Origin of the sequence: Tepidicella baoligensis (assembly GCF_013432195.1) — a bacterium.
Lineage (GTDB): Bacteria > Pseudomonadota > Gammaproteobacteria > Burkholderiales > Burkholderiaceae_C > Tepidicella > Tepidicella baoligensis.
The window spans coordinates 140496-162791 of record NZ_JACCDB010000005.1 but is presented as its reverse complement, the minus strand read 5'-3'; the positions used below and the strand labels follow the sequence as shown (position 1 = coordinate 162791).

The window sequence follows — 22296 nt, the reverse complement described above, 5'->3', positions numbered from 1 at the left end:
TGGCTGCCCCCTATGCCGATGGGGCGCTCTCAACGCATGGGTAGGCCAGTCGGCTGTATCCAGCCCAGGTGGTAGCTGATAATCACGGCGATGAACAGCAACACGGACAGGCCGATGCGAACCGTCAGCGCTTTGGCCATGCGACGGGTCCGCCGCTCGTCACCGCTGGCAGAGTCCCCGCGCATCATGGCCACGAGGGCGCCGGCAAGTGACGCGATGATGAGCAGGAAGGCGACGATGATGAGCCATTTCATGGGGTGCATTATCCAATGAGCCGACAGCGGACGCGACGCGGGTTTTGGTGGATCACCCTGGCCGCTGTGGGGGCGATCGCGGTCACCTCGGCGCTCGGCTTCTGGCAACTCGGCCGCGCAGATGACAAGCGGGCGCTGTGGGCGCAGCGTGAGCAGCGCCAGGCTCAACCGCCGGTAGGCTGGGCGGAGCTGCAGCTTGCCGCTGCCGAAGGCGGGCTGGCCGGTCTGCACGATCGTCCGGTGGCGTTGCGTGGCCGCTGGATGCACGAGGCCACGGTGTTTTTGGACAACCGCACCATGGGTGGCCGGGTGGGTTTTGTGGTCGTGACGCCCTTGTTGCCGCTCGACGATGGCGCGGCGCTGTTGGTCCAGCGGGGCTGGGTGCCGCGCCGAATGGACGACCGCACCGCCTTGCCGCCTCTTGAGCAAGCAGACGGTGAAGTGGAGGTGCTCGGCCGATTGGCACCCCCGCCGTCCCGGTATTACGAGTTTGCCGGGGCGAATGAAGGCGCGATCCGGCAAAATATCGACCTGGATGCCTATGCGGCCGAATGGTCTCTGCGGTTGCTACCCGCTTCGGTACAGCAATTCCCTGCTCCCGAGGCCGATGAAGGTTTGTGGCGGGACTGGCCCGAAGTGGGCGGCGATGTGCACAAGCATTATGGCTATGCCTTTCAATGGTTCGGCCTGTCCTTCCTCATTCTGTTTCTTTATGTCTGGTTCCAAATCATCGTCCCCTGGCGCCGCCGTTGAGCCTACAGCGTCATCTGACGAGCCCCTGACCATGACCGTGCATTCCCTGCCCCGGCTCGGGCCGCAGGCTGCCCACGATGCCGAAGCGACTCGCCGCGGGCGCTGGAAAATGCTGCTGTTGCTGCTCATCTGTGCGTCCCCGGTCTTGGCGTCGTATGTCACGTTCTATGTCATACGGCCCGAAGGACGCGCCAATTACGGTGAGCTGATCGAGCCGCCGCGGGTGATGCCGGCTGTCAGTGCGACCAATGTGCATGGTCAAACCGTACCGCTCGTCACGCTGAAGGATCAGTGGTTGTTGCTGAGTGTGGCCGACAGCGCTTGCGATGCGCGCTGCGAGAGACACCTGTATCTGCAACGGCAGATACGCGAAAGCCTGGGCAAGGACAAGGATCGACTGGACTGGGTGTGGTTGCGCACGGGCAGCACCGAACTGTCCGATATCTTGCGCGAGGCGACCCGCGCTGCCGTCGTTCTGCATGTGGAGGAGGCCGACATCGCGGGCTGGCTGGCCCCGGAGCCGGGACAGCGGCTGGCTGATCATCTGTACGTGGTTGACCCGATGGGGCGCTGGATGATGCGCTTCCCCGTCGATGCCGACCCCTCGCGCATTCGCCGGGACCTGTCGCGTTTGCTGCGGGCATCGAGTTTCTGGGACCAACCGGGCCGTTGAGCATGGATACTCAGGCGCTCTATGATCTCTCGCCTTTGCTGTACCTCATGGCATTGGGCGTGCTGGTGGCGGCCGGTCCACTGTACTGGGTCTGGCTGCGTGGGCGGCGTGCACCCACGGCGACCCGACTGGCCCTGCTGACGGGCGTGACCTTGTTCCTGACCTTCGATCTGGTGCTGTTCGGGGCTTTTACGCGCCTGACCGATTCCGGTTTGGGTTGCCCGGATTGGCCGGGATGTTATGGCAAGGCCAGCCCGATCGGCGCGCGGGCCGAGATCGCCGCCGCCCAGGAGGCCATGCCGCTGGGGCCGGTGACATTCCCGAAAGCCTGGATCGAGATGATTCACCGCTACCTCGCCACGGGTGTGGGCGTGCTGATCCTGGTGCTGGCGGTTTTCAGTTGGCGCGAGCGGCAGCGTATCCAGCTTTCGGTGTTTTGGCCCATGGTGACGCTGTTCTGGGTGTGTTTGCAGGGGGCCTTCGGGGCGCTGACGGTGACGATGAAGCTGTTTCCCGCCATCGTGACCCTGCACCTCTTGGGCGGCATGGCGCTGCTGGCCTTGTTGCGCTTGCAGGCGGTGCGCTATCGGCAGGCCGGGCTCGGGTTCGAGGCCGCCGCGTCGGCGTACCTGCCGTTGCGGCCGGCCACTCGCCGCTGGTTGTGGGCCGTGTTTGCCGTGGTGTGGTTGCAAATGGCTTTGGGAGGCTGGGTCAGCACCAATTACGCCGTTTTGGCCTGCCGTGATTTCCCGACCTGCCAAGGCAGTTGGTGGCCCGATATGGACTTCGCCGCCGGTTTTCAGCTCTGGCGTGAGCTGGGCGTGCAACGCTCCGGCGAATCCATTCCCTTTCCCGCTCTGACCGCCATTCACTACACCCACCGGCTGGCCGCCTATGGGGTGTTGGCCATGCTGGCCTACCTGGCGTGGCGTTTCTGGCGCATCGAAGGTCGCGCCACCCATGCCCGCTGGTTGCTCGCGCTGGGCGGCTGGCAATTGTTGACGGGTTTGTCCAACGTGGTGTTGGAGTGGCCGCTGCTGGCCGCAGTGGCGCATACCGGCGGTGCGGCTGCCCTGGTGGTGGTCCTGACCGGATGGCTCACGGCGGCGTATCCCGCTGCCGACCGCCAGCCGGCCCACCAGACCGTCCTTCGCGAGCAATCGGCATGAGCAGTCCCCCCTTGTCCTTGTCCACGCCGCTGCCGCCCACCTGGCGGCAGTTCTATGCGCTCATGAAGCCGCGCGTGATCCAGCTGATCGTGTTTTGCGCGCTGATTGGTATGGTGCTGGCGGTGCCGGGCATCCCATCCTGGGAGCAGGTGCTGCAAGCCGCTGTGGCCTGCTTCGGTATCTGGCTGGTGGCGGGCGCCGCTGCGGCCTTCAATTGTGTGGTGGAGCAGCACATCGATGCGAAGATGAAACGTACCGCCTGGCGGCCCACGGCCAAGGGCGAGCTCACCAACACGCAGACGCTGACCTTTTCGGCCATTCTGTGCGCCATCGGTTCGGCGATTCTGTATGTCTGGGTGAATCCGCTCACCATGTGGTTGACATGCGCTACTTTTGTAGGCTACGCCATCATCTACACCGTGGTGCTCAAGCCGCTGACGCCGCAGAACATCGTGATCGGTGGGGCTTCGGGCGCCATGCCTCCGGTGCTGGGCTGGGCCGCCATGGCCAACACGGTGTCGGCCGAGGCGCTGGTGCTGTTCCTGATCATTTTCCTGTGGACGCCACCTCATTTCTGGGCGCTGGCGCTCTATCGGGTCGAGGACTATCGCCAGTCGGGTCTGCCGATGTTGCCGGTCACGCACGGTTCGGAGTTCACGCGGCTGCACATTTTCCTGTATACGTTGATTCTGTTCGCCGCGACCCTGATGCCCTTCATGCTGCGCATGAACGGCTGGTTCTACCTCGTCGTGGCGGTGGGTTTGGGGGTGGGCTTCAGTGCCCATGCCTGGGCCTTGTGGCGGGACTATTCCGATGCGCTCGCGCGCAAGACCTTTCGTTTTTCCCTGATCCACCTGTCGCTGCTGTTTGCGGCCATGCTGGTGGATCACTATCTGATGAGGGTGTGGTGATGACGGGTTTCTTTCAACGACGCCGCCGATGGCTGGCGGCTGCGGGCGCGGCCTTCTTGCTGAGTGGCCTGATGGGGTGCAGCGACCAGCCGGGCTTCGTGGGCATTGACATCACCGGGGCCGATTACGCCACCGGGTTCGATCTGGTCGATCACCATGGCCAGCGGCGTACCCTGGCCGATTTTCGGGGCAAGGTGGTGGTGGTTTTCTTCGGGTTCACGCAATGCCCGGACGTCTGCCCGACCTCGATGGCCGAAATGGCCCAGGCCAAGGCCCTGCTGGGTGATCAGGGCGATCGTTTCCAGGGCTTGTTCATCAGCGTCGATCCAGAGCGTGACACGCCCGAGATCATGCGCGAATACATGGCCAGTTTCGACCCCTCGTTCCTGGCGCTCTACACCGATCTGGAGCGTTTGCCAGAGTTGGCCCGTTCATTCAAGGTTTACTACAAAAAGGTCGATGGCCCCACGCCCACGAGCTACACGCTCGATCATTCGGCGGGCAGCTACGTCTATGACACACAAGGCCGTATTCGCCTGTATCACCGCTACAACAGTGGGGCCGAGGCCCTGGCCAGCGACGTGCGCCGCCTCCTGGCCGAGGCCGGGCGCTGAGTCGTTCGTCGACGCATCTGGCCTTCAAGCGCTCAGCTTGTCTTTTTCCGAGGTGAACGAGTCGGCGTAAAACTCCTCAGGGGGCAGGCCGGCGGCCGTGTAGTCGCGCTGGGCCGATTCGACGACGATGGGCGCGCCACAGGCATAGACCTGGTGGCCGGAGAGATCGGGGAAGTCCTCCAGCACGGCCCGATGGACGAAGCCGGTGCGGCCGGTCCAGCCATCTTCGGGCAGGGCGTCGGAGACGACGGGCACGTAACGCAGGTTCGACATGTCCGCGCACTGGGCGCGGATCCAGGCGTCTTCGTACAGATCGGCGGGACGGCGCCCGCCCCAGTACAGCACGGCCGGGCGCTGGATGTTCTTGAAACGCATGTGCTGGATCAAGGCCTTGATGGGGGCGAAGCCCGTACCCGAGGCGAGCAGGATCATGGGTTTGTCGCTGTCCTCCCGCAGGAAGAAGCTGCCGTAAGGCCCTTCGATGCGCAGGATGTCCTTTTCCTTCATGGAACCGAACACATGGTCGGTGAACTTGCCGCCAGGCATGTGGCGGATGTGCAGTTCCATGCTGGGAGCCTCGGCCTGCAAGTGGGGTGCAGTGGCCATGGAGTAGCTGCGGCGGCTGCCATCGCGCAGCAGGAACTCCACGTATTGCCCGGCGTGGTACTGGAAGGTGTCGTTGGCGGGCAGTTGCAGCTTGACGATCATCACGTCGTGGGAGACTTTATGCAGGCTGGTGACGCGCACCGGCATTTTCTTGATCGGGAAGGCGCCGGCTTCGGTGACCTGTTTCGATTCGAGGACGACGTCGCTGGTGGGGATGGCGCAGCAGGTGAGGATGAGGCCGGCGGCTTCCTCATCGGCGGAAAGCGCCTTGCTCTGATGTGGGCCATGTACCACGGAGCCTTCGAGCATCCTGCACTTGCAGGAGCCGCAGGCGCCGTCTTTGCAGCCATAGGGCAGGCCGATGCCTTGCCGGATGCCAGCGGTCAGAATGGCTTCGTCGGGGTTGACGGTGAAGGTGCGCCCGCTGGGCTGAACGGTGATCTGGAATGTCATACTTCGAAAGGGTGTGGCATTGGGGTGGTGGCAACCGGACGCCATGGGCCACCGGATCGACGCCCGATTCTCTCAAACTTGTGGAGGCACATGGTTGCAATGGGTGCTTTGCCCGCGCGATTTCGTCGCGAACGGGTGCTGATGGTGGGTTGCGGTGACGTGGGACTGCGCACGGCCCAGGTGCTGGGGCACGGGCGGCGCGTGCGTCTGCTGGCCCTGACCTCGTCGCCACAGCGGGTGGGCGAGCTGCGGGCCAGAGGCATCGTGCCCCTGCACGGCAATCTGGACGATGCGGCTACGCTGCGCCGCCTCAGCGGCATCGCCACCCGGGTGCTCCACCTGGCTCCCCCTCCGTCGGAGAACCTGGCCGACTGGCGCCAGGACCCCCGCACAAGGCACTTGACGCAGGCGCTCGCGTTGCGCAGCCGCCCGGTCAAGCTCGTGTACGGCTCGACGACCGGGGTGTACGGCGATTGCGGGGGAGCCTGGGTGGCGGAAACCCGGCCCACCCAGGCCACCACGCCACGGGCGTTGCGGCGCGTCGATGCCGAGGAGCGGCTGCGCTGGTGGGGCCGGGCGTTCGGTGTGGATGTGACCGTGCTGCGCATTCCCGGCATTTATGCCCCTGATCGAGCGGGCGGCCCGCGTGAGCGCTTGCTGCGGGGAACACCGGTGCTGCGGCCCGAGGACGACGTCTATACCAACCACATCCACGCCGATGATCTGGCCCGCGCTTGCGCCAAGGCGCTGTGGTGGAAGGCGCCTCAGCGGGTGGTCAACGTGAGCGATGACACCGACCTGAAGATGGGGGACTACTTCGACCTGGTGGCCGATCTGTACGGCCTGCCGCGCCCGCAGCGCATTCCCCGCGAGGGGGCGCAGCAGCACCTGTCGCTGATGGTGTTGAGCTTCATGAACGAGTCGCGCCGGCTGCGCAACGAGCGCATGAAGCGGGAGCTGGGGTTGCGGCTGCGCTACCCGACCGTTCGCGCAGGGCTCAGGGGCGACGCGGAACCGGGCTGAGCGGCTTCAGCGCACCGGACCCAGCGTGGTGATGAGCAGCCAGGCGGTGTAGCCCATGAAGCACAGCAGCAACAAGGCGCCCTCAGGACGGGAAATGCGGCCCGGCTGCCCGTGGCGACCATAGCCGAGTGCGAACAGCGCGAGGGTCAATACACCCATCACGGCCATGTCCCGATGCAGCACGGCTGGCTCTACGCTCAGAGGCTGGATGGCACTGGCCAGCCCGACCACGGCCAGGGTGTTGAACAGGTTGGAGCCCAGGATGTTGCCCATGGCGAGGTCGTGCTCGTTCTTGCGCGCTGCCGCGATGCAGGAAGCCAGTTCCGGCAGGGATGTGCCCACGGCCACCACCGTCAGCCCGATCACGAGTTCGCTCACACCCAAGCTTTCTGCAATGGTCACGGCCCCCCACACCAGCAGCCGGGAGCTGGCGATCAGCAGCACCAGTCCCACGGCCAACCACAGCCACGCCCGGCCGATGGGCATCGGGTGTGCGTCGAGTTCGGCCTCGGTTTCCTTGGACAGGGCGTCCTGTCCGTCGCGGATGCCCGCACGGATCGACCAGGCCATGAGGCCCGCAAACACCACCAGCAGGATGAACGCATCGATCCGGCTGATGGACAAGTCCCAGACCAGCACGAACGCCAGCAGGGTGATGGCGGTGAGGACCGGCAACTCCTTGCGCAGGATCTGCGATTGCACCACGATTGGGCTGATGAGCGCCGTCAGGCCCAGGATGAGGGCGATGTTGGCGATGTTGGAGCCGTAAGCGTTACCCAGTGCGATGCCGGGACTGCCTTCCATGGCCGACAGCACCGAAACCGCGAGTTCCGGCGCAGATGTCCCAAAGCCGATGATGACCACCCCGATGAGCAGCGGTGGCAGCGCGAAATGGCGGGCCACTGCGGCCGAGCCATCGATGAATTTGTCGGCCGACCAGACCAACACCGCAAGACCTGCCAGCACCGCCAGCAAGGGCAACCATAGGACCATGAAACGCCTGCCTTCGACTCAAGAGTGGGTACGCGAAAAAGGGCAACACCGGATCGATGTTGCCCTTTCGTATCTGGTGCCGGGGGCCGGACTCGAACCGGCACGGTGTGTTGCACCGGCAGATTTTGAATCTGCTGCGTCTACCAATTTCGCCACTCCGGCAGAGGAGTAAGCCAGAATTATGGCACAGTGTGACACGGGCTTTAGGCCGACCTCCCACCCGCATTCATTCTTCACGCACCGCCCCATGAGCAAGATCGCCGCCTCCTCGAAGAAGTCCAGCCCCCGCAAGAGCTACCCCACCATCGAGGCCGCCATAGGCCAGACACCGCTGGTGGCGCTGCAGCGCATCAACGCCGACGCCCACCGCGCGCGTGGCAATGTGGTGCTGGGCAAGTTGGAAGGCAACAACCCGGCCGGGTCGGTGAAGGACCGGCCGGCGCTGTCCATGATCCGGCGCGCCGAGGAGCGCGGCGAGATTCGGCCCGGCGACACGTTGATCGAGGCCACCTCGGGCAACACCGGCATCGCGCTGGCCATGGCCGCCGCCATCAAGGGTTACCGCATGGTGCTGATCATGCCGGAAGACCTGTCCATCGAGCGCGCCCAGACCATGAAGGCGTTTGGCGCCGAACTCATCCTCACGCCCAAGAGCGGTGGCATGGAATACGCCCGCGACCTGGCCGAGAAAATGGAAAAAGAAGGCAAGGGCAAGGTGCTCGACCAGTTCGCCAACCCGGACAATCCGCGCATCCACTACGAGACCACGGGGCCGGAACTGTGGCAACAGACGGGCGGGCAGATCACCCATTTCGTCAGTGCCATGGGCACCACCGGCACCATCACGGGCGTGTCGCGGTTCCTCAAGGAAAAGAACCCGGCCATCCGCATCATCGGTGCCCAGCCCAGCGAGGGGTCACGGATTCCAGGCATTCGCAAGTGGCCCCAGGAATACCTGCCGAAAATCTACGATCCGACCTATGTGGACGAGCTGGTGTACGTGAGCCAGGCCGATGCGGAAGAGATGTGCCGTCGCCTGGCCCGGGAAGAGGGCATTTTTGCCGGCATCTCGGCGGCCGGGGCGTGCTGGGTGGCGCAGCAGATCGCCGCGCAGGTGGAAAACGCCACCATCGTGTTTGTGGTGTGTGACCGGGGGGACCGGTATCTGTCCACGGGGGTGTTCCCCGCCTGAAAGGCGTGTGCAGCAAGCCATCGCCCCGAGGCTGGTGCAGGCAGTGCGCTCAGCCGCCGGAGCGGGGTTGGATGCAGGCCCGGTCTGCGGCCTGCAGGCCACTGCGCACGGCGCCTTCCAGCGTGGCTGGGTAAGGCCCTTCGATGTAGTCTCCTGCTGCCGTCAGCCCAGCCATGAGGTCTTGTCCTGGGCGTTGCAGACCGGGAGAACAGACGAAAGTGGCGCGTTTTTCTATCACCGTTTGCAGCAGCCGTGCATGGCGCAGCCCGAGCTGTTCCTGTGCTTGGGCCAGTACGGCAGCTTCCAGGTCGGGCCGATCCAGCCGGTATGCGCTGGCCACGAAGGCCAGCAGCGCTGTGTTTGGTTGCCCGGCCGGCCAGAGGGCTCCATCCAACTGGTTGCGGTGGAACACGTATTGCGCGGGCTCACCGGCATGGCGGCTGCGCAAAGCGAGCATGGGCTGTGGGCCGGGCCATCCCTGCTCCAGTTCGCCCTGAACATAGAGGGTGGCGATGGGTTCATGTCGGATGGCTCGGGCCCGGGTCAGCCAATCGGCTGGCACGCCAGCCACCCGCTGCAGCAAGTCACAGGCTTGCGGTGCCCCAGTGGCCACGATCACATGGTCCGCAGCATGGGTGAAGGCGGGTGTCGTCAGGTGCCAAGTGGTGCCCTGGCGCATCAGGCTGCGCACGCGCGAGCCGGTGTGCACGCTGGCGCCCTGGCGTTGCAGCCATTGGACCGCGGCATCCGGCAGGAGCCGGCCCAGATCGGCGCAGGGCAGCAGCAGGTCGGATGCGCGCCAAGGCGGCGTGCCCTGGCCCAGCAAAGCGTCGCGCAGCACGGTCAGGAACACCTGTCCGCTCGCCTCCCGGGCCGGGGTGTTGAGGGCCGCCACGCACAAGGGTTCGATCAGGTCTTCCATCACGCGCGGGGTGAGTCCCGCGCACAGGTCGGCGACGCTGGCCTGCGCGGGACACTCGAAGCCCTGGTGACGCCACCGTGCAGCGGCCAACAGAAACGACCATCGGTCACTCCACGACCAACCGCCTGCCTGGCAGACGGCCGCCAGGATGTCGAGTGGGGCAGGCCAGTGGCGTGCCCAGCGTGGCGTGGCCAGGCCCCCGCCGTCGGCAAAGCGCAGGTCCAGTGGCATGGGGCGCAGCACCTCCTGCAGAGGCACGCCCACGGTGCGCATCAGCGCCAGGGTTTGGCGGTAGGCACCGATCAGGATGTGCTGCCCGTTGTCCAGAGGCAGGACGTGACCGTCTGGATGGACGAGCTGGAGGCGCCGGGCACGTCCTCCCCACTGGCGTGACGCTTCGTACACGCTGACCCGTAGGCCCAGTTCGGTGGCTCGGACGGCAGCTGCCAATCCGGCCCAACCCCCGCCAATGATCGCCACTCGCCGGCTCACAGCCGTCCCAAGGCCTGCACTTTCCAGGCCAACCAGAACTTGCGCAGGGGCGTGAGGCTGACGCGCCGGCTCAGCACCAGCTGGGGCTCGGTGGCGATTTCGCGCAGCAAGGTGCGGTAGATGCTGGCCATCATCAGGCCCGGCTTCTGCGAGCGGCGGTCTGCGCCGGGCAGCAGGGTCAAGGCCTCGTCATAGCAGCCCAGGGCGCGTTCGATCTGAAAGCGCATGAGCGCCTCAAAGCGGCGGAAGAAGGTGTCGTCGCTGGTCTGCCCGCGTCGGAGCAGTTCATGGGCTTTGATGTCGAAGCGCTGCAGTTCGTTGACGGGCAGGTAGATGCGACCGCGCATGGCGTCTTCACCCACGTCGCGGATGATGTTGGTGAGCTGGAAAGCCAGCCCCAGCCGGTGGGCGTAGGCGGTGGTGGCCGGGTCGGTCTGGCCGAAGATGCGCGCGGCGACCTCACCCACCACGCCCGCCACCAAATGGCAATAACGTTGCAGGCTGGCGTAATCCAGGTAGCGGGTTTGCTCCAGATCCATCTGGCAGCCGTCGATCACCTGCATCAGGTGGGCGGATTCGATACCGTACACCGGCAGGTGCGGCCGCAGGGCGAGCAGGGCAGGGTGTTCAGGAGGGCCGTGGGCATCGTTGAAGCAGCGCAGCACCTGTTGGCGCCACCAGTTGAGCTTGGCCTGAGCGACCCCAGGGTCGTGTACCTCGTCCACCACATCGTCGATTTCGCGGCAGAAGGCGTAGAACGCCGTGATGGCCGCCCTTCGGGGGGGCGGCAGGAACAGAAACGCATAGTAAAAGCTGCTGCCCGAGGCCGCGGCTTTGTCTTGGGCGTAGGCTTCGGGTGTCATGCCCACTCCTTTCCCTGGGCCCAGACCTGCCGAAGACGCATGAAGCTCTGGAACAGCAGCGGCACCACGAACAGGGTGAGCACGGTGGACACGGCCAGCCCCCAGACGATGCTCGCCGCCACCGGTTCCCACAGCAGGCTCTGACCACCCAGCCCAAAGGCCAGCGACGAGAGCCCGCCTATCGTCGTCGAGCTGGTAATGAGCACGGGCACGACGCGCCGCCGGGCCGCATAGATGGTCGCGTGCATCACGCTCATGCCCTGCTTGAGCCGTTCGTTGGCCGCATCGATGAGCACGATGGCCGAGTTCACCGCAATACCGCTGAGCGCGATCACGCCGTAGAGGGTGTACAGCGACAGCGGGTTGCCCGAAATCGCGAGGCCGAAGGCCACGCCGGTGAAGGCCAGGGGGACTGAAACCAGAATCATCAATGGCTGGAAGTAGCTGCGGAATTGGGCCGCCAGTATCAGGTAAATCAGGCCCACTCCGAGCAGGAACAGCACGCCCATGGCGTTGAGGCTTTCTTCGATGTCCTCCAACTCGCCGGAGAAGTCCAGGTCGATGCCGGGGTGGTTCGCCCGAATGCGCTCCCAGCCGGCCTTGATCATGTCATTGGCGGCCTTGGTGTCGGTGATGTCTTTGTCGAGGTTGGCCTCCACGGTGATGGTGCGGCGCAGGTTGTAATGGCGGATGAACCCGCGGCCGGGCTGTACCTCCACATCGACCAGTTCGCCCAGTCGGGTGATCTGCCCATTGGGCAGGGCGACGGGCTCGTTGAGCAGTTCGGCCGGGTCTGCTCGCAGATCCAGCGCCGAGGCGCTGCGCACGCGCAGTTCGATCTTGTCGCCCTGGTCCCGGGTGAAGGCGACCGTCTCGCCGTCCACGGCCAGGCGCACCAGCCGCGCCACCTGCTGGGCATTGAGCCCCATGTCGCGCATGGCTTCGCGGTTGAGAGTGAGCTGCAGTTGGGGCCGGACCGGCAGGTTGTCGTCCTGGATGTCTTTCGTGCCGGGGATGGCCGCTACGAGTTCCTTGATGGCATTGGCCGCTTCCTGGATGCGGTCGAAGTCGTCGCCGCGCACCTTGATGCTGATGGCTTTGCCCGCCGGCGGGCCGCCAGAGAGCACGGTAAAGCTCTTGAGGCCGGGCGTGCTCATGGCCTCGATGTCGGCACGCATGGCTTCGACCACCTCCATCACCTCGCGGGCGTCGTCGGTGCGGGGGTTGAGCGAGACAAACACCAGGCCGTACTGGTCGCCATAGACCGGCTCGGTGTCGGTGAACTTCAGCCCTGCCGTGGAGGTGACGGCCCGGGCCTCGTGGCCTTCTTCGGCCGGGCCCACGCCCCGCAGGTGCCGACGTACTTCGCGTTCCACGGCCTCGGTGGCCGCCAGCGTTTCTTCCAGCGTGGCACTGGCGGGCATGTCCACGTTCACATAAAACGCGCGCACCGGATCGAACGCAAAGAACTGCACCCGAACGATGCCGGTGACCACCAGCGAGATGGCCAGCCCGATGATGCCCAAACCCACCAGGCCAAAACGCACGGGGCGGCGCAGCACGTAAGCCAGTGCCTGGGCATAGCGCAGGCGGATGGCGTGGTTGAAGGCGTTGCGCCAGCGCTGCACACGCGAGGGGTTGTCGAACCGCACGCCGATCACGCTCACATGCACCGGCATCATCCAGAACGCCTCGATGATGGAGATGAGCAGTGCCACCGTCACCACGAAAGGGATGACGAACATGAACTTGCCCACGATGCCGGGTAGCAGCATCAGCGGCAGAAAGGCCGCCAGCGTGGTGGCGATGGAGGCGATCACCGGCTTCCACACTTCGGCAATCCCGTCCAAACTGGCCTGCAGCACCTGCTGGCCACGCTCCATGCGGTAGTAAATGGCTTCCACCACCACCACGGCGTCGTCCACCAGCATCCCCAGCGCGATGACCACACCCAGCAGCACCGAGACGTTGACCGTGTAGTCCAGCGGGGCCAGCAAGGCAAAAGTGCCCATGAGCGAGAACGGGATCCCCAGGGCCACCAGCACGCCGATGCGCCAGCCCAGGAACAGCCAGCACACCGCCAGCACCAGCAGGATGCCGTACAGGGCGTTGGTCTGCATCACGTCGATGGCTTCGCGCGTGGGCACGGTCTGGTCATCGGTCAGCGCCAGCGTCAGCCCTTGCTGCGCGAGGATGGGGTTCTGCTCCTCGATGTAAGCACGCAAGCGGTCCACCAATTCCAGGGTGTTGACCCGGGCTTTTTTCGTGACCGCCATCGAGATGGTGGGGCGGCCGTCGGAGGAGGCGTATTGCGAGGCCGGCGCGCGCGCCTGCTCGATGCGGGCCACTTCGCCGAGCCGGGCGCCTGCCCCCGGGCGGCTGGCGGAGGCCACCGGCAGCGTGGCCAGGCTGGCCGGGTCCACTTGCACGCCGCGCAGACTGACCGACCAGGCCCCGTCCTGCGTCTTGAGGGTGCCGGCGGAGGTGTCGCGCCACCAGGCGCGCAGCGCGTCGGCCACGTCGGCTGCCGTGAGGTGGCGCGCGGCCAGGGCCGCCGGGTCGGGGCTGACGAGAATTTCCGGGTCGCGCAGGCCCGACGCAAACACCTGATCGATGCCGCTCATGCGCTCCAGGTCGGACTTGATGCGCCGGGCGTTGACGCGCAGGGTCTCGTCGTCGGCCTGCCCCATCAGGCGAATGGAGGCGGTCGGGAAACCGTTGGAGGTGGTGATTTCGAGGATGCGGGGTTCGCGGGCTTCGGCGGGCAGTTCGCTGGCCGCTTTGTTCTGGATCTCGCGCCGCAGATCGTTCATGCGCTTGTCGAAGGTGCGCTCGTTGATCTCGCGAAAGCGCACCAGCATGCTGGAGACGTTTTCGCGCGAGTTGGAGATGACGAAGCGCACGTCGGCCACGCCCTGGATGGCGTCTTCCAGCGGGTTGGTGATGAGCCGTTCGACGTCTTCCGCGCTGGCGCCGGGGAGCACCGTGGTGATGTTGACCCAGTTGAAGTTGATTTCCGGGTCTTGCTCGCGGGGCATCTGTAGGTAGCTCACCAGGCCGATCAGCATCACCACCACGAAGGCGATGTTGGCCAGCGGGTGGTTGGTCAGCAAGGCGCGCATGAATCGCATCGTGGGCTCCGCGTCAGTCGATGGATTGGCCATCGTTGAGCGCTGCCTGGCCGCGCACCACGATCAGCGTTTCGGCCGGCAGCGTCGTGGGTGCCGCACGGCCTTCCTGGGCCCCGGGCATGGGCACGAACCGCACCACACGGCCTTCTTGCACGAACACCCCCAGGGCATGGCCCCGCTTGACGATCAGGCTGGCCGGAATGTGCGGGGTCGGGTCCTGCCACAGCAGCAGACCGCTGGAGCCCGGTGGCCATGCGGTTGCCTCGGTGAAGCCCAGCCGCACGGTCTGGGTGCGGCTGCCGGTCTGCACGGTCCCCGCCACCCGCAGCAGCCGCACGGGATGGCGTTCGGTCTGACCCTGAGCCTGGAACTGGGGGGTCATGGCCCGGCGCAGGCCGGGCACGTCCGTGGGTGGGACACTGGCCTCCACCTCGGTCGGGCCTGCTTCGGCAAGCACCATGAGCGGCGCGCCGGGGGCCACGATTTCGCCCAGCTGTACCGTGCGCTGCACCACCGTGGCATTGAAGGGTGCCCGGATGGTGGTTTTCTCCAGTTGCCTCAGGGCCGAGGCCAGCTGCGTCTGGGCGGATGCCAGTTCGGCCCGTTGCAGGGCCACTTCGGTTTCACGCTGGGCCAGCGCCTCTTGAGAAAAAAAACCCTGGGCGACAAGTTCGCGAGCCCTGGCCAGTTGGGCCTCTGCGAGCCGCAGGCGTGCTTGAGCCGCCTGCACCGCCGTCTCGGCGCGCTGTACTCCAAGCTCGTAATCCTTGGGGTCGATCTGGACCAGCAGCGCCCCGCGCGTGACCGATGCCCCCACATCCACGGTCCAGCGCGTCACCGCGCCGCCCACTTCCGCCGTCAGTCGGGACTCATTACGAGCCAACACCTGAGCCGGGGCAGAGCGCTCGGGAAACAGCCAGACGCTGCCCAGACGCGCGGTCTGGACATCCGGTGCCTGGGCCCTGGCCGACCCCGGCCAGGGGGATGTCAGCGCAGCCGCCAGAAACAAACCGGTGAGGACAGGGTGCCGGAGATGGCGGGGTGTGAACCGGGTAAGCGCACGGATCATGGGCGATGGTGGGTGGGTGGTGCGGCAGCGGTGGATCCAACGGGCGGCGAGTGGCGCACCACACGCCAGAGCAGCAATGGCCCGTCGGCCAGGGTCAGGCGGGGTCGATGTAACCAGGTACGGCCGTGCAAAGTCTCGATTTTGTCAAGAATCCGCAATCCCCCCTGGATGACCAGCCTCAATTCCCACCCGACTCGGCCGGGCAGGCGGTGGGGCAGCGGGGCGCCTTGCATCATCAAGTGCCGGGCCTGGGCGCTCAGTGCTTGCACCATGGCCTCGGCGGCGGGGTAGGGCTGGCGCTGAGCCATCAACTGTGCAGGCTCCACGCCGTGGCGCTCCAGCGCATCGGCAGGCAGGTACAGGCGGCCACGCGGCAGGTCGATACTCAAATCCTGCCAGAAGTTGATCAGTTGCAAAGCGCTGCAAATCGCGTCACTTTGTTCGAGCGATATCTTGTCATCGACCCCGTACAAGTGCAGCAGCAGCCGCCCCACCGGATTGGCCGAGCGCGAGCAGTAGTCGAGCAGGGCGGGCATATCGGGATAGCGCAGGCCGGCCGCCGTGTGGCGCACGTCTTGCTCGAAGGCATCCAGCAAGGCGTGCAGCAGCGTAACAGGCAGCCGATGCTGCCGGATGACCCGCGCCAGCGGCTGAAAAATCTCTGGCCACTGTGAAGACGCCGCAGGCGTTGCAGGAGCGGATGCGCTCGCCTCCTCAGAAGCCCGCATCAATTCGGCGCGATAGGCGCGCAGACTGGCCAGCCGTTGCTCGGCAGGCGCGTCGCCCTCGTCGGCCAAATCATCGGCCGTCCGCGCGAAATGGTAAATGGCCGCGATCGGCGGGCGTAGATCCGGTGGGCACAGCCAGGAGGCGACAGGGAAATTTTCGTAATGATCGACGCCTTGCATGGGATTCACCGGTGCAGCGATTATGCCCGTCCCTCATATCGATCCCGTGTCGGCTCGGTGGCCCTTCTCAGAAGGCTTACAATACCCGGTTTGCTGCGCCTGCCTTCGGGTAGACGCATGGCATCGATGGTCCGCGCGGGTGGCGAAATTGGTAGACGCACCAGGTTTAGGTCCTGACGCCAGCAATGGTGTGGGGGTTCGAGTCCCCCCCCGCGCACCAGCAACTTGATACCCAAACCCCGAATTCCCAGTGGCAGCCGCTCGCTGCCCTGTGCCCCTACAGGAGAAAACCATGGCAGTGAACGTTGAGACCCTGGAAAAGCTGGAGCGCAAAATCACGCTCGAGCTGCCGGTGGAAGTCATTCAGAAGGAAGTGGAAAACCGCCTCAAGCGCCTGCAGCGCCAAGTCAAGATGGACGGTTTCCGTCCTGGCAAAGTGCCGCTCAATGTCGTGGCCCAGCGCTATGGTTACTCCGTGCACTATGAGGTCATGAACGACAAGGTCGGTGAGGCTTTCAACGCCGCTGCCCAGGAAGCCCGGCTGCGCATTGCCGGCACACCCCGCATCAACGAGAAGGAAGGTGCGCCTGAAGGCAAGGTGGCGTTCGAGGCCATTTTCGAGGTGTATCCCGAAGTCAAGATCGGGGACCTCGCCGAAGCTGAAGTCGAAAAGGTTTCCGCCGAAGTGAACGAAGCGGCCATCGACCGCACGCTCGACATCCTGCGCAAGCAGCGCCGCACCTTTGGCCAGCGCCCGGCCGACGAGGCCGCCCAAGACGGCGACCGCGTGACCATCGACTTCGAAGGCAAGATCGACGGCGAACCCTTCGAGGGCGGCAAAGCCACCGGTTTCCAATTCCTGCTCGGCGAAGGCCAGATGCTCAAGGAATTCGAAGATGCCGTGCGTGGCATGAAACCCGGTGAGTCCAAAACCTTCCCGCTGAGTTTCCCCGAGGATTACCACGGCAAGGACGTGGCCGGCAAGCAGGCCGATTTCCTGGTCACTCTGCACAAGGTGGAAGCCGCTCATCTGCCCGAGGTGAACGAGGCTTTCATCAAGTCTCTGGGCATTGCCGAGGGGACGGTGGAGGCCCTGCGGGCCGACATCAAGAAAAACCTGGAGCGTGAAGTCAAGTTCCGCGTGCAGGCCCGCAACAAGGCTGCCGTGATGGATGCGCTCGTGGCCAAGGCCGAGCTGGACCTGCCCAAAGCCAGCGTCGAGGCCGAAGTGCAGCGCCTGATCGAGGCTGCCCGCGCCGACCTCCAACAGCGTGGCGTCAAGGATGCCGACAAGGCCCCCATTCCGGCCGAACTGTTCCAGGAACAGGCCGAGCGCCGCGTGCGTCTGGGCCTGGTCGTCGCCGAATTGGTCAACGCCAACGGCCTGCATGCCAAGCCGGAGCAAATCGACGCCCATGTCAATGAGCTGGCCGCTTCCTACGAAAGTCCGGCCGATGTGGTGCGCTGGTACAAGAGCGACAACCGGCGCCTGGCCGAGATCGAGGCGATCGTGATCGAGAACAACGTCACCGAATTCGTGCTCTCCAAGGCCAAAGTCATCGACAAGACGCTCAGCTTCGAGGAGCTGATGGGGCAGGCCTGATCCGGTTGTGTCTGCCGGGGCGCTGGCTCTGGCGCCGGCCACACGGGGCGGAGCATTCCGCCCTTTTTTTGTCGCTGTCTCAAGGGGCGCACCCGCCTCGTCGACGCAGCTTTGCTGCATTGGTTACAGTAGCGTTGTTCAGCCTTTCAAACGGAGCACAAACAGATGAGCGCATTGGACGCACAGAACCTGGGCCTGGTGCCCATGGTGATCGAGCAATCGGGCCGTGGCGAGCGCGCCTACGACATCTACTCCCGCCTGCTCAAAGAGCGTGTGGTCTTTCTGGTGGGGCCGGTGAACGACCAGTCCGCCAACCTCGTGGTGGCCCAGTTGTTGTTTCTGGAGAGCGAAAACCCCGACAAAGACATCTCTCTTTACATCAATTCACCCGGTGGTTCGGTCAGTGCCGGCATGGCGATTTTCGACACCATGAACTTCATCAAGCCTGACGTCTCGACGCTGTGCGTGGGCATGGCGGCCAGCATGGGGGCTTTCTTGCTCGCAGCCGGCGCCAAGGGCAAGCGTTTTGCGCTGCCCAATTCGCGTGTGATGATCCATCAGCCCTTGGGCGGTGCACAGGGTCAGGCCACCGACATCGAGATCCATGCCCGCGAAATTCTGCGTCTGCGCGCCGATCTGAACCGTATCCTCAGCGAGCGTACCGGCCAGCCCTTGGAGAAGATCGAGCGCGATACCGAGCGCGACTACTTCATGGGCGCAGCAGAAGCTGCCGAGTACGGCCTGGTGGACAAAGTGATCGACAAACGCGGCGCTTGAACCCAGGTGGCTTGCCTGCCGTATCATCCCCTATCCGAACCTTTTTCCCGAGAACGTAGCAAGGCAATTCCACATGGCCGATAAAAAAGGCGCCTCCAGCGAAAAAACCCTGTACTGCTCTTTCTGCGGCAAGAGTCAGCACGAGGTCAAGAAGCTCATCGCAGGCCCCTCGGTGTTCATCTGCGACGAGTGCATCGACCTGTGCAACGACATCATCCGCGACGAGCTGCCGCCCACCACCGTGGGCAAGCAGGGTGACGGCGAAGCCCTGCCGACGCCGCTGGAAATCAAGCAGCACCTCGACCATTACGTGATTGGCCAGGAAGCGGCCAAGAAAACCCTGTCCGTGGCGGTGTACAACCACTACAAACGGTTGCGGCACAAGGACGCATCGAAAAAAGACGACGTCGAGCTGGCCAAGAGCAACATTTTGCTCATCGGCCCCACCGGTTCCGGCAAGACGCTGCTGGCCTCCACCTTGGCGCGCATGCTCAACGTGCCCTTCGTCATGGCCGACGCCACCACGCTGACCGAAGCCGGCTATGTGGGCGAGGATGTGGAAAACATCATCGCCAAGCTGTTGCAGGCTTGCAATTACGACCCGGAAAAAGCCCAGCAAGGCATCGTTTACATCGACGAAATCGACAAGATCACCCGCAAGTCCGAAAACCCCTCCATCACGCGCGACGTCTCGGGCGAAGGCGTCCAGCAGGCGCTGCTCAAGCTCATTGAAGGGACGCTGGCTTCGGTGCCTCCTCAGGGGGGGCGCAAGCACCCCAACCAGGACATGCTGCAGGTGGACACCTCCAACATCCTGTTCATTTGCGGTGGCGCCTTTGCGGGTCTGGAAAAGGTGATCGAGAGCCGCACCGAAGCGTCCGGCATTGGTTTTGGTGCCGCCGTCAAGAGCAAGCAGCAGCGCAGCCTGACCGAGGTATTCGCCGAGGTCGAGCCTGACGACCTGGTCCGTTTTGGCCTGATTCCCGAGCTGGTGGGTCGCCTGCCCGTCGTGACCGTGCTGGCCGAGCTGGGTGAGGACGCGCTGGTCGACATCCTTACTGAACCCAAAAACGCCGTGGTCAAGCAGTTTGCCCAACTGCTGCGCATGGAAGGTGTGGAATTGGAGGTGCGGCCGGCGGCGCTCAAGGCGATCGCGCGCAAGGCCATCAAGCGCAAAACCGGTGCCCGGGGGTTGCGTTCCATCCTGGAGCAGGCGCTCATGGACACGATGTTTGAACTTCCCAGCATACGAAATGTCGAAAAAGTGGTCGTGGACGAGTCCACCATCGAGGAGGGCAAACCCCCCTTGCTGGTGTATCGAGAAGCCGCCCGTCAGGCCTGACTTCCCGGGGTGAACGGCGCGTGGCGCCCCAACCCCTGTTGGCAAGCGGGTTGAACTGGCCGACTTCAGCCCCATTTGCCCGATTCAGATTGAGGTAAGAAGATGTCAGGACACCCCACTCTCTCCAGCCAGCCCGTGACGCTGCCCCTGTTGCCCCTGCGCGACGTGGTGGTGTTCCCACACATGGTGATTCCCCTGTTCGTGGGTCGCCCCAAGAGTATCAAGGCGCTCGAAGCCGCGATGGAGCACGAGCGCCGCATCATGCTGGTGGCGCAGAAGACGGCCGCCAAGGACGAACCCGCCGCCGACGACATGTTCGAGATGGGTTGTGTGGCCAGCATCCTGCAGATGCTCAAGCTGCCCGACGGTACCGTCAAGGTGCTGGTCGAAGGCGTGCAGCGTGCCAAAGTGCTTGGCGTACAGGAAGGTGAGACCCATTTTCATGCCGAGGTCATGCCCATCACGCATGAAGACGAGCTGGCGCAGGCCAACCCCACCGAGCTCGAAGCGCTGCGTCGCGCCGTGATGCAGCAGTTCGACCAGTACGTCAAGCTCAATAAAAAGATCCCTTCCGAAATCCTCACCTCGATCGCCAGCATCGACGATCCTGGCCGACTGGCCGATACGATTGCCGCGCATCTGCCACTCAAGCTGGAGGCCAAGCAGAGTGTGCTGGACCTCGACGTCGTCACGCAACGGCTGGAAAACCTGTTTGCCCAACTCGAGCGTGAGGTCGAGATCCTCAATGTGGACAAGCGCATCCGGGGCCGCGTCAAGCGCCAGATGGAGAAGAATCAGCGCGACTTCTACCTGAACGAGCAGGTCAAGGCCATTCAAAAGGAGCTGGGCGAGGGCGAAGAGGGCGCCGACATCGAGGAAATCGAAAAGAAGATCAAACAGGCCAAGATGCCCGCCGAAGCCCGCAAGAAGGCGGAAAGCGAGCTCAAGAAGCTCAAGCTGATGTCGCCCATGTCGGCCGAGGCCACGGTGGTGCGCAACTACATTGATGTGCTTACCAGCCTGCCCTGGAGCAAGAAGACCAAAATCAAGCACGACCTGGCCTTTGCCGAGCAAGTGCTCAACGAAGACCACTATGGGCTGGACAAGGTCAAAGACCGCATCCTGGAATATCTCGCGGTGCAGCAGCGCGTGGACAAGGTCAAGGCCCCCATTCTGTGCCTGGTGGGGCCGCCTGGCGTGGGCAAGACCTCGCTGGGGCAGTCGATCGCCAAGGCCACGGGCCGCAAATACGTGCGCATGGCACTGGGGGGCATGCGCGACGAGGCCGAAATTCGCGGTCACCGCCGTACTTACATCGGTGCCATGCCAGGCAAAGTCCTGCAAAGCCTGACCAAGGTCGGCACCAAGAACCCTCTGTTCTTGCTGGACGAAATCGACAAGTTGGGCATGGATTTCCGTGGCGACCCGTCGTCAGCCCTGCTGGAGGTGCTGGACCCGGAGCAGAACCACACCTTTGCCGACCACTACGTGGAGGTGGACTTCGACCTGTCGGACGTGATGTTCGTGGCGACGTCCAACTCCATGAACATTCCGCCCGCGCTGCTGGACCGCATGGAGGTGATCCGCCTCTCCGGTTACACCGAGGACGAGAAGACCCACATCGCGCTGCAGTATCTGCTGCCCAAGCAGTTCAAGAACAACGGCATCCAGGACGGTGAGCTGACCGTGACCGAGGACGCCGTGCGCGACGTGGTGCGTTACTACACCCGCGAGGCTGGCGTGCGCTCGCTGGAGCGCGAGCTGTCCAAGATCTGCCGCAAGGTGGTCAAGGGCCTGCTGCTCAAGAAGTACTCGCCGCCCGTGGTGGTGAACGCCGACAACCTGAGCGAATTCCTGGGCGTGCGCAAGTTCACCTACGGGCGTGCCGAGCAACAGAACCAGGTAGGTCAGGTCGTGGGCCTTGCGTGGACCGAGGTGGGTGGCGACCTGCTGACCATCGAGGCGGCCTTGATGCCGGGCAAGGGCAACGTCATCCGCACCGGCCAGCTCGGTGACGTGATGAAGGAGTCCGTGGAAGCGGCGCGCACCGTGGTGCGCAGCCGCGCGCGCAACCTGGGCATCAAGGACGAGGTGTTCGAGAAAAAGGACATCCACATCCACGTGCCTGATGGCGCCACGCCCAAGGACGGCCCCAGCGCGGGTGCGGCCATGACCACCGCCATGGTGTCGGCGTTGACCGGCATTCCGGTGCGTGCCGATGTGGCCATGACCGGCGAGATCACCCTGCGTGGCGAGGTGACGGCGATCGGGGGTCTCAAGGAGAAGCTGCTGGCGGCGCTGCGCGGCGGCATCAAGACGGTGATCATCCCCGAGGACAACGTCAAGGACTTGGCCGAGATTCCGGACAACGTCAAGCAAGGTCTGGAGATCGTTCCGGTGAAGTGGATCGATCAGGTACTGGAACTGGCCTTGGAGCGTCTGCCCGTACCGCTTGCTGAAGAGGAGTTGGCGTCGGCCTCAGCGGCGGAGCCGACCGTGGGCGCAACGGCGGAGACCATCAAGCACTGAGAAAATCTTTGCCGATTTT

19 protein-coding genes and 2 tRNA genes are annotated in these 22296 nt (G+C 64.5%); 12 read left to right on the top strand and 9 right to left on the bottom strand.

Annotated features, from left to right (window positions below; genetic code table 11):
- Positions 1 to 29: 29 nt before the first annotated feature.
- Entirely contained in the window at positions 30 to 254 is a 225-nt protein-coding gene (locus HZS63_RS07940) for a twin transmembrane helix small protein (RefSeq protein ID WP_180683503.1), read from the bottom strand.
- Positions 255 to 269: 15 nt separating this feature from the next.
- Between HZS63_RS07940 and HZS63_RS07935 the strand changes: the two genes are divergently transcribed.
- The 5 genes from HZS63_RS07935 to HZS63_RS07915 are packed head-to-tail and all read left to right on the top strand — an operon-like array spanning position 270 to position 4374.
- Positions 270 to 1007 (top strand): SURF1 family protein, encoded by a 738-nt coding sequence (locus HZS63_RS07935; protein WP_180683502.1) that lies wholly within the window; start codon positions 270 to 272, stop codon positions 1005 to 1007.
- The gene (locus HZS63_RS07930) at positions 967 to 1680 is read left to right on the top strand and encodes an SCO family protein (protein ID WP_180683501.1); all 714 of its coding nucleotides are present in this window, start codon (positions 967 to 969) and stop codon (positions 1678 to 1680) included. Before HZS63_RS07935 ends, HZS63_RS07930 begins: the two co-directional genes overlap by 41 nt.
- Positions 1681 to 1682: 2 nt before the next feature.
- Positions 1683 to 2849, top strand: coding sequence for a COX15/CtaA family protein (locus HZS63_RS07925; protein ID WP_180683500.1), 1167 nt, complete (start codon positions 1683 to 1685; stop codon positions 2847 to 2849).
- Entirely contained in the window at positions 2846 to 3760 is a 915-nt protein-coding gene (gene cyoE, locus HZS63_RS07920) for a heme o synthase (protein WP_180683499.1), read from the top strand. Before HZS63_RS07925 ends, cyoE begins: the two co-directional genes overlap by 4 nt.
- Entirely contained in the window at positions 3760 to 4374 is a 615-nt protein-coding gene (locus tag HZS63_RS07915; protein ID WP_180683498.1) for an SCO family protein, read from the top strand. The genes cyoE and HZS63_RS07915 overlap by 1 nt, the downstream gene beginning before the upstream one ends.
- Positions 4375 to 4398: 24 nt before the next feature.
- Here HZS63_RS07915 and HZS63_RS07910 read toward each other — a convergent pair whose 3' ends face one another.
- Positions 4399 to 5433 carry a CDP-6-deoxy-delta-3,4-glucoseen reductase gene (locus tag HZS63_RS07910; RefSeq protein ID WP_180683497.1) on the bottom strand — a complete coding sequence of 345 codons (1035 nt, stop codon included), beginning with the start codon at positions 5431 to 5433 and terminating at the stop codon, positions 4399 to 4401.
- Between the two features lie 90 nt (positions 5434 to 5523).
- Here HZS63_RS07910 and HZS63_RS07905 point away from each other — a divergent pair, with 90 nt between their 5' ends.
- Positions 5524 to 6456 (top strand): SDR family oxidoreductase, encoded by a 933-nt coding sequence (locus HZS63_RS07905; RefSeq protein ID WP_180683496.1) that lies wholly within the window; start codon positions 5524 to 5526, stop codon positions 6454 to 6456.
- A 6-nt stretch (positions 6457 to 6462) separates the two neighbouring features.
- Here HZS63_RS07905 and HZS63_RS07900 read toward each other — a convergent pair whose 3' ends face one another.
- Together HZS63_RS07900 and HZS63_RS07895 are read right to left on the bottom strand one after the other, a co-directional pair.
- Entirely contained in the window at positions 6463 to 7449 is a 987-nt protein-coding gene (locus HZS63_RS07900) for a calcium/sodium antiporter (protein WP_180683495.1), read from the bottom strand.
- Between the two features lie 74 nt (positions 7450 to 7523).
- Positions 7524 to 7611, bottom strand: a tRNA-Leu gene (locus HZS63_RS07895).
- A gap of 85 nt (positions 7612 to 7696) precedes the next feature.
- Between HZS63_RS07895 and cysM the strand changes: the two genes are divergently transcribed.
- Positions 7697 to 8641, top strand: coding sequence for a cysteine synthase CysM (gene cysM, locus HZS63_RS07890; protein ID WP_180683494.1), 945 nt, complete (start codon positions 7697 to 7699; stop codon positions 8639 to 8641).
- 49 nt (positions 8642 to 8690) lie between these two features.
- Here cysM and hpnE read toward each other — a convergent pair whose 3' ends face one another.
- Genes hpnE through hpnC form a run of 5 tightly spaced genes read right to left on the bottom strand, consistent with a single transcriptional unit; the run spans position 8691 to position 16026 of the window.
- Positions 8691 to 10043, bottom strand: a complete 1353-nt coding sequence (gene hpnE, locus HZS63_RS07885; RefSeq protein ID WP_343039969.1) for a hydroxysqualene dehydroxylase HpnE — start codon at positions 10041 to 10043, stop codon at positions 8691 to 8693.
- An 8-nt stretch (positions 10044 to 10051) separates the two neighbouring features.
- Positions 10052 to 10918, bottom strand: coding sequence for a presqualene diphosphate synthase HpnD (hpnD, locus tag HZS63_RS07880; RefSeq protein WP_180683492.1), 867 nt, complete (start codon positions 10916 to 10918; stop codon positions 10052 to 10054).
- Positions 10915 to 14049 (bottom strand): efflux RND transporter permease subunit, encoded by a 3135-nt coding sequence (locus HZS63_RS07875; RefSeq protein WP_180683491.1) that lies wholly within the window; start codon positions 14047 to 14049, stop codon positions 10915 to 10917. Before HZS63_RS07875 ends, hpnD begins: the two co-directional genes overlap by 4 nt.
- Before the next feature lie 13 nt (positions 14050 to 14062).
- Positions 14063 to 15118 (bottom strand): efflux RND transporter periplasmic adaptor subunit, encoded by a 1056-nt coding sequence (locus HZS63_RS07870; RefSeq protein ID WP_180683490.1) that lies wholly within the window; start codon positions 15116 to 15118, stop codon positions 14063 to 14065.
- Positions 15115 to 16026, bottom strand: coding sequence for a squalene synthase HpnC (hpnC, locus tag HZS63_RS07865; protein WP_180683489.1), 912 nt, complete (start codon positions 16024 to 16026; stop codon positions 15115 to 15117). The genes HZS63_RS07870 and hpnC overlap by 4 nt, the downstream gene beginning before the upstream one ends.
- Before the next feature lie 133 nt (positions 16027 to 16159).
- Between hpnC and HZS63_RS07860 the strand changes: the two genes are divergently transcribed.
- From HZS63_RS07860 to lon, 5 genes are all read left to right on the top strand, one after another.
- A tRNA-Leu gene (locus HZS63_RS07860) sits at positions 16160 to 16246 on the top strand.
- A 72-nt stretch (positions 16247 to 16318) separates the two neighbouring features.
- Complete coding sequence (gene tig / locus HZS63_RS07855) at positions 16319 to 17629, top strand: trigger factor (protein ID WP_180683488.1); 1311 nt, start codon at positions 16319 to 16321, stop codon at positions 17627 to 17629.
- Between the two features lie 165 nt (positions 17630 to 17794).
- Positions 17795 to 18406, top strand: coding sequence for an ATP-dependent Clp endopeptidase proteolytic subunit ClpP (clpP, locus tag HZS63_RS07850; protein ID WP_180683487.1), 612 nt, complete (start codon positions 17795 to 17797; stop codon positions 18404 to 18406).
- 73 nt (positions 18407 to 18479) lie between these two features.
- Positions 18480 to 19748, top strand: coding sequence for an ATP-dependent Clp protease ATP-binding subunit ClpX (gene clpX, locus HZS63_RS07845; RefSeq protein WP_180683486.1), 1269 nt, complete (start codon positions 18480 to 18482; stop codon positions 19746 to 19748).
- A 102-nt stretch (positions 19749 to 19850) separates the two neighbouring features.
- Positions 19851 to 22277 (top strand): endopeptidase La, encoded by a 2427-nt coding sequence (gene lon / locus HZS63_RS07840; protein ID WP_180683485.1) that lies wholly within the window; start codon positions 19851 to 19853, stop codon positions 22275 to 22277.
- Positions 22278 to 22296: the final 19 nt, after the last annotated feature.